At 70.8% G+C, this 3610-nt stretch carries 3 protein-coding genes; all 3 read right to left on the bottom strand.

Annotated features, from left to right (window positions below):
* A partial coding sequence (locus H5J26_RS29385; protein ID WP_210771892.1) for a hypothetical protein occupies positions 1-1108 on the bottom strand: 1108 nt, incomplete at its 3' end.
* A 165-nt stretch (positions 1109-1273) separates the two neighbouring features.
* Complete coding sequence (locus H5J26_RS29380) at positions 1274-2755, bottom strand: flavin monoamine oxidase family protein (protein ID WP_210771891.1); 1482 nt, start codon at positions 2753-2755, stop codon at positions 1274-1276.
* Positions 2752-3610, bottom strand: an 859-nt coding sequence (locus H5J26_RS29375; RefSeq protein WP_181769001.1) for a hypothetical protein, incomplete at its 5' end; no start/stop codon positions are given. The genes H5J26_RS29380 and H5J26_RS29375, both read right to left, overlap by 4 nt.

Genomic DNA, 3610 nt, shown 5'->3' with positions numbered 1-3610 from the left:
CCGACAGCGCGTTGCGGCGCGGCTGCCGTGCGCGTAAGTCCTCGGCGACGCCTTCGATGTGCCGGGCGAGCCTCTGCTTGCCGGCGCTCGACGCGAGCCGGGCCGCCCATGCCGCCGACCCGGGGACCGTGGCGAAGAGCCGCACCAGTGGGGCGCCCGGGTCCCGCGCCAGCCGCGCGAGATGGTGCACGGCAGGTCTCCAGCCGCCGTCGCCCTCTTCCAACAGCAGCTGAGACCAGAGCAGTTCGGGTGCGTGCCGTCCCGCCCAGGCGTCCGGGCCACCGTCCGGCAGGAGCCTCCGGCAGGCCTCGAAGTCCTCCCGGGCGGTGGGCAGGTCGCCGGAGTACACCGCGGCGATGCTCAACTGCGCCAGCAGCAGCGGCGCGTGCAGCCGCTCGCTCCGGTCCTCCGTCGTCGCCTGGGCGAGTCCGTGGCTGCGGATGGTGAGCAGCGACCAGAGGCCGCGCTGGATCAGCACCTTGGCCTGTACGCGGATGAGCGCGGCCTGAATGCCCGGGTAGGGCGTCCGCTCACTCTGTGCGCGGACCCGTTCGGCCAGCGCCTCCGCCTCCACGTCCTCACCGGCGTCCGCCATCCGGGACGCAGCCTCGACCAGCAGATGCATGCTCCAGAACGGCGAGGGGACCAGATCGGCGTGGGCCGCGGCCCGCCGCGACCAGTACAGCGCCTCCTCCATGTCGCCCGCCCGGGCCCGGCAGTCCGCCAGCACGGAGGCCGAGGCGATGGCCGCCGGGTCGTGGGCGATGCCCCCGCTCGCGGCCCGCAGACGCCGCCGGGCCTCGGCCTCCGCCGTGTCCGGGCGCAGCAGCGCGGAGGAGAGCACCTCGGCCACGGCCACGCTGCCTGCGACGGAGGGCGCCACCGCGTCCCCCGACACCGCGGCCGCCACGGCGATGCTGTCGGCGGGCCGGCCGGTGATGAAGTGCAGTTCGGAGAGCAGGCAGCGCAGCCACTCGGCCGACGCGTTCGACGGCGCCAACTGCAGCAGCGCCTCGGTGAGTTGCACCGCGTGTGCCACGGAGGTCTCGTTCGCGGTGCGCCTCAGCGTCTCGATGGGCGCATCGGTCAGGCCTTGCAGCAATTCCACGACGCATCTCACCACGGTCGTCGTGTCTTCTCTCGCAATGACGAGCCCCACGCCGAGCCCCCGTCCCCGTCGGCCTCTGTTCAGCTTTTGAGATGCAGGAGCTTACCGTAATAGAGGTGTGATACAGGGGGGCCGGAACGGGCGATCACTGTTTTCGTGAGCTGTTCACAATGGCTGGCCGAGATGGATTCCGCGCGCGACGCGGAGGCCCGATTCCACCGCTCCCTCGATCCATGCGGGCCACTGCGAGCAGTGCTCTCCGGCGAAGTGGACGAGCCCCTCCGACCGGTTGATCTCGGCCTGCAGCGAAGATTGCTGCTCGGGCTCGAACAAGGCGTAGCCGCCCATGGCGTAGGGATCCTGATACCAGGAATGGCTTATTCCGCTCTCGAACACCTCAAGGATTTCTGGATGTATTCGGGATATGTCACGGAGTGCCCGCTCCACACGCTGGCTCGAATTCATCGCCGACCATTGCAGGGCGTCCTGCCCCCATGTGTAGCTGGCCAGCAGCACCGCACGTGAGTCGGGCGAATCCGGATAGGCAGGGTAAATGACACGGCGCACCGGAAGGTCGGTCACGGTGGTGCCGCCGCGAATCCCGTCGGTCTTCTCCCAGAAAGGGCGCCGCACCTGGAAGAAGATCTTCGTCGCGGCATCGTAGTGGAGCTGCCGGATCGCCTTCTGCTTCCCCTGCGAGAAGGCGGGATTCACCTCGATCCCGCGCAGCACGGAGAACGGCAGGGTGCAGACGGCCTGGTCGCCGGTGAAGGAGACACGGTCGCCCCCGACCCGGGCACGTACCGTCACCGATCCCCCGCGCTGCTCCAGCGCGGTCACTTCCACGCCGAACCGGATGTGGGGGGCGAGCCGTTCGTAGAACGCCATCGGCAACCGGTCCATCCCGCCGACGACTTCCTGCACGTCCTCGTACGCCTTCCCGATCACCTCCCGGAACTCCTGCATGACGGCCGTGTTGAGGGTGGACTCGGAGTGCGACATCACGCCGTAGCGCTCGATCGCGCCCTCCGACCAGCCCCGCGCCTTGAGGAAGCCGCGGATCGAGTACGCGTCGTACTTGGCGGCCAGCGCTTCGAGCGCCCCCTCGCCCTCGCGCCGGTAGAGCTCCCGGATCTCCTCGGTGGCCTCCCGCCACATCTCCTCACGGCTGCGGTGCGCCTCGTACGAGGTGAGCGGGAACGGCAGCAGCCCGGGGTCGCGCTCGGCCTGCTCCAGCGTGAGCCGGCGGCCGCCGACGTAGGCGAGCGCCTTGGGGTTGAAGGCGGTGCCGGGCCGCAGCTCGAGGCCGAATTCGCGGCAGTAGCCGAGGGTCAGTTCATGGACCCGCGGGACGCGCATCGCGCCGAACTCCGCGTACAGACCCGGCGCCAGGTCGCGCACGGTGTGGATGCGGCCGCCGACCCGGCTGCGGGCCTCCAGGATCAATGGCTCGTGGCCCTGCCGCAGCAGCTCGTGGGCGGCGACGAGGCCCGCCATGCCCGCGCCTATGACGAGCACCCGGCCGCGCGGCCCGTTGTGGGAGGGCAGCCCGTCGGCTGGTACGGAGGCCAGGTCGGCGGGCGTGGTCCGCTCTGGCAGAGGCTCGGCGGATTCCCAGGGTGTCGGGGCGGGAGTCGTCCTCGTCAAGGGGAACTCTCCGAAGTCTCACGCTGCTTCTCGACGGGGTGCGGTGCGGCGGCGGGTTGTGCGCGCCGCTCCGCGAGGGTGCTGACCGCGGTCAGCACCAGGGTGAACGCCACTCCTGTGAGGATGGCGGCGGTGGGTGTGGACCAGTCGAGCATCGCGGCGGCGAACACCGCCGAGAGCGAGTAGCCGATGCCCTGGACCGCGTACATCACCGAGTAGCCCGCGGTGTGGGCGTTGCTCGGCAGCACCTCGCGCAGCGCGAGGTTGCGGGTCACCATGACGACGGCCTGCAGGACACCCGCCGTGAGGAAGCCCAGGACGATGCCGACGAGGCCCGGCACGACGGCGACGACGGTGACGCCGGCCGCGGTGCCGACCAGGCAGAGCAGGCTGTGCGTACGGGCGGTGCCGGGCCAGGTCCGCAGGCCGTAGACGAAGGCGCCCGTCGCCGACAGCCCGGCGAACACCATCAGCAGGACGCCCGCCAGACCGACCGGAAGGTCGCGGTACTGCAGCAGCGGGGCCAACACCAGTTCCGAGACGGCCATCAGGGACATCGCGGCGGCACTGGTGACGTAGATGGGCCAGCCCGAGAGCACCACGGCCCTGGGCGCACGCTCCCCGCCCTCCTCCGCGTCCTTCTCGGCGGCCTTGGCCGAGCGCAGGGTGAAGACCATGGCCGCACCCACGATGAGACAGACAGCGCACACCGCCATCGGCACGCCCGGTCCCACCTGCAGGGCGAGCAGCACCACGAGCCCGGGCGCCGCGAGCCACACCAGCTCCGTGAGGATGGAGTCGGCGCTGAACGCGCGGGTGACGTCCTTCTCCTCCACCACGGCGGTCAGCAGCGTG

It is taken from the genome of Streptomyces albidus (ex Kaewkla and Franco 2022), from assembly GCF_013870515.1.
GTDB classification, from domain to species: domain Bacteria; phylum Actinomycetota; class Actinomycetes; order Streptomycetales; family Streptomycetaceae; genus Streptomyces; species Streptomyces albidus.
Note: the sequence above shows the minus strand (reverse complement) of the source record. Positions and strands in the feature narration are given on the sequence as shown.